General features: G+C 68.7%; 3 protein-coding genes. All 3 read right to left on the bottom strand.

What is annotated here, in order from left to right:
• Positions 1-308 (bottom strand): DHH family phosphoesterase (locus G6026_RS17205; RefSeq protein WP_347238080.1); only part of this gene is annotated, 308 nt, incomplete at its 3' end.
• A complete protein-coding gene (gene rbfA / locus G6026_RS07390) occupies positions 305-766 on the bottom strand; it encodes a 30S ribosome-binding factor RbfA (protein WP_182612789.1) in 462 nt (153 codons plus the stop codon). The genes G6026_RS17205 and rbfA, both read right to left, overlap by 4 nt.
• A 112-nt stretch (positions 767-878) precedes the next feature.
• On the bottom strand, positions 879-2,805 hold a 1,927-nt coding region (infB, locus tag G6026_RS07385; RefSeq protein WP_182612788.1), incomplete at its 5' end, for a translation initiation factor IF-2.

The following is a 2,805-nucleotide window of genomic DNA, read 5'->3' as shown; positions in this document are numbered from 1 at the left end:
TCCAGCCGATCCCAGTCGCCCACCCGGTCCGGGCTGGCGCAGTCCAGAGCCACCACCAGGCCGTCGTGTTCCGGCACCTCGTCGATCGAGACCACACGGTCCGTGCCCGGGATGACCCGGAGCGGATCCGGGACCGCCCCGGGGTCGAACGAGTGGTGGACCACGACGCCGTCCGCACGCAGTGCCCGGGCGAGACCCGCGGAACTGCCGAGGGCGTCGGCGTCGGGGCGGACGTGGCACAGCACGGTCACCTCGCGGTGCCGGGCCAGGACGCTCGCCGCGCCGGCCGCGTCCACCAGGGTGATCACCGGTCGTCGCCCTCCGGTCGCTCCTCCTCGTCGTCTCTCCGGTAGGGGTCCTCGTCCCCGGCGGGACGTGCGCCCTGCGCCACGCGACGGACCTCCTCGTCCTGCGCCCGTGCCCGGGCGAGCAACTCCTCCATCTGTCGCGCGGCGTCCGGCACGGAGTCCAGGACGAACGTCAACTCGGGGGTGAACTTCACCCCGGTCTGCTTGCCGACCATCGTCCGGAGGCGACCCCGCGCCGTGGCCAGCGCGTCCTGCGCGGCCTCGATGTCCGGGTCCTCGTCCAGCGTCTCGCCCCGGACCGTGTAGTAGAGGGTGGCCACCCGCAGATCCGCGGTGATCCGGGAATCCGTGATGGTGACGTACTCCAGACGCGGGTCCTTGATCTCGTGTTCGATCGCCGTGGCGACGATCTCCCCGATCCGCTTGCCGAGCCGTCCGGCCCGTCCCTTTCCGGCCATGGCGATCCTCCTTGACGTGATGCGGCCGCCGGGCGGCCGTTCGATTCCCAGAATGCCGTGGGGGCAGGCCCGCAGACCACGGAACCTGCCCCCAGGGGTGTCGCCGTCGACGTCAGTCGCGCGGCTTCTCGACGAGCTCGTAGGTCTCGATGACGTCGCCGATCTTGATGTCGGAGTACGTCACGGTGAGGCCACACTCGAAGCCCTCCCGGACCTCGGTCACGTCGTCCTTCTCGCGGCGCAGCGAGGACACGCTCATCTCCTCGACGACGACCTTGCCGTCGCGGATGAGGCGGGCCTTGGCGTTGCGGCGGATGATCCCGTCGAGGACCATGCACCCCGCGATGTTGCCCAGCTTGGAGGAGCGGAACAGCTGGCGGATCTCCGCCTGACCGAGTCTCTTCTCCTCGTAGATCGGCTTGAGCATGCCCTTGAGCGCGCTCTCGATCTCGTCGATCGCCTGATAGATGATCGAGTAGTACCGGATGTCGACGCCCTCGCGGTTGGCCAACTCGGTCGACTTGCCCTCCGCGCGGACGTTGAACCCGATGATGACGGCGTCGGATGCGGCAGCCAGGTTGACGTTGGTCTCGGTGACCGCACCGACACCGCGGTCGATGACCCGCAACTGCACCTCGTCGTCGATCTCGATTCCCATGAGGGCCTCTTCGAGTGCCTCGACCGTACCGGAGTTGTCGCCCTTGATGATGAGGTTGAGCTGGCTCGTCTCCTTGAGATGCGAGTCCAGGTCCTCCAGGCTGATCCGGCGGCGGGACCGAGCGGCGAGCGCGTTGCGCTTGCGCGCGTTCCGCTTGTCGGCGATCTGCCGGGCGGTGCGGTCCTCGTCGACCACCATGAGGGTGTCACCCGCTCCACACACGCTGGTCAGACCGATCACCTGGACCGGACGTGAGGGGGTCGCCTCCTCGACGTCCTCCCCGTGCTCGTCGACCATGCGGCGGACCCGCCCGTACGCGTCGCCCGCGACGATCGAGTCACCGACCCTGAGCGTTCCGCGCTGGATGAGCACCGTCGCGACCGGGCCGCGTCCGCGGTCGAGGTGCGCCTCGATGGCCACACCCTGCGCGTCCATGTCCGGGTTGGCGCGCAGGTCGAGGGACGCGTCCGCGGTGAGGACGACGGCCTCGAGCAGCGAATCGATGTTGAGTCCCTGCTTCGCCGAGATGTCGACGAACATCGTGTCGCCGCCGTACTCCTCCGGCACGAGCCCGTACTCGGTCATCTGGCCGCGGATCTTGTCAGGCTGCGCGCCCTCCTTGTCGATCTTGTTGACCGCCACGACGATCGGCACGTCGGCCGCTTGCGCGTGGTTGATCGCCTCGACCGTCTGCGGCATCACACCGTCGTCCGCCGCGACCACGATGATCGCGATGTCCGTCGACTTGGCGCCGCGGGCGCGCATGGCGGTGAACGCCTCGTGACCCGGGGTGTCGATGAAGGTGATCGTCCGGTCGACGTCGTCGACCGGAACGGTGACCTGGTACGCGCCGATGTGCTGGGTGATCCCACCGGCCTCGCCCTCGCCGACCTTCGCCGACCGGATGCTGTCGAGCAACCGGGTCTTGCCGTGGTCGACGTGTCCCATGACGGTGACGACCGCGGGACGGATCTCGAGATCGTCCTCGCCGCCCTCGTCCTCACCGAACGACAGATCGAACGAGTCGAGCAGTTCGCGGTCCTCGTCCTCAGGACTGACGACCTGGACCTTGAAACCCATCTCCTCGCCGAGGAGCTGCAGGGTCTCCGGAGTGACGGACTGCGTGGCGGTGACCATCTCACCCAGATTGAACAACGCCTGGACCAGCTGCGACGGGTTGACATCGATCTTGTCCGCGAAGTCGCTCAGCGACGCACCCTGCGCCAGCCGCAGGACCTGCCCACGACCGTCGGGGAGCCGGACGCCGCCGACCTCGGGGGCCCGCATCGAGTCATATTCCTGACGCTTCTGACGCTTGGACTTGCGGCCCCGGCGCGGGGCGCCACCGGGACGACCGAACGCACCCGCCGCACCACTGCGG

Source organism: Dietzia sp. DQ11-38-2, assembly GCF_014145055.1.
In the GTDB taxonomy this organism is placed as follows: Bacteria; Actinomycetota; Actinomycetes; order Mycobacteriales; family Mycobacteriaceae; genus Dietzia.
Note: the sequence above shows the minus strand (reverse complement) of the source record. Positions and strands in the feature narration are given on the sequence as shown.

Excerpts from the sequence above, each read along its gene's own strand:
- rbfA (WP_182612789.1), bottom strand. The coding sequence starts at position 766 with ATGGCCGGAAAGGGACGGGCCGGACGGCTCGGCAAGCGGATCGGGGAG.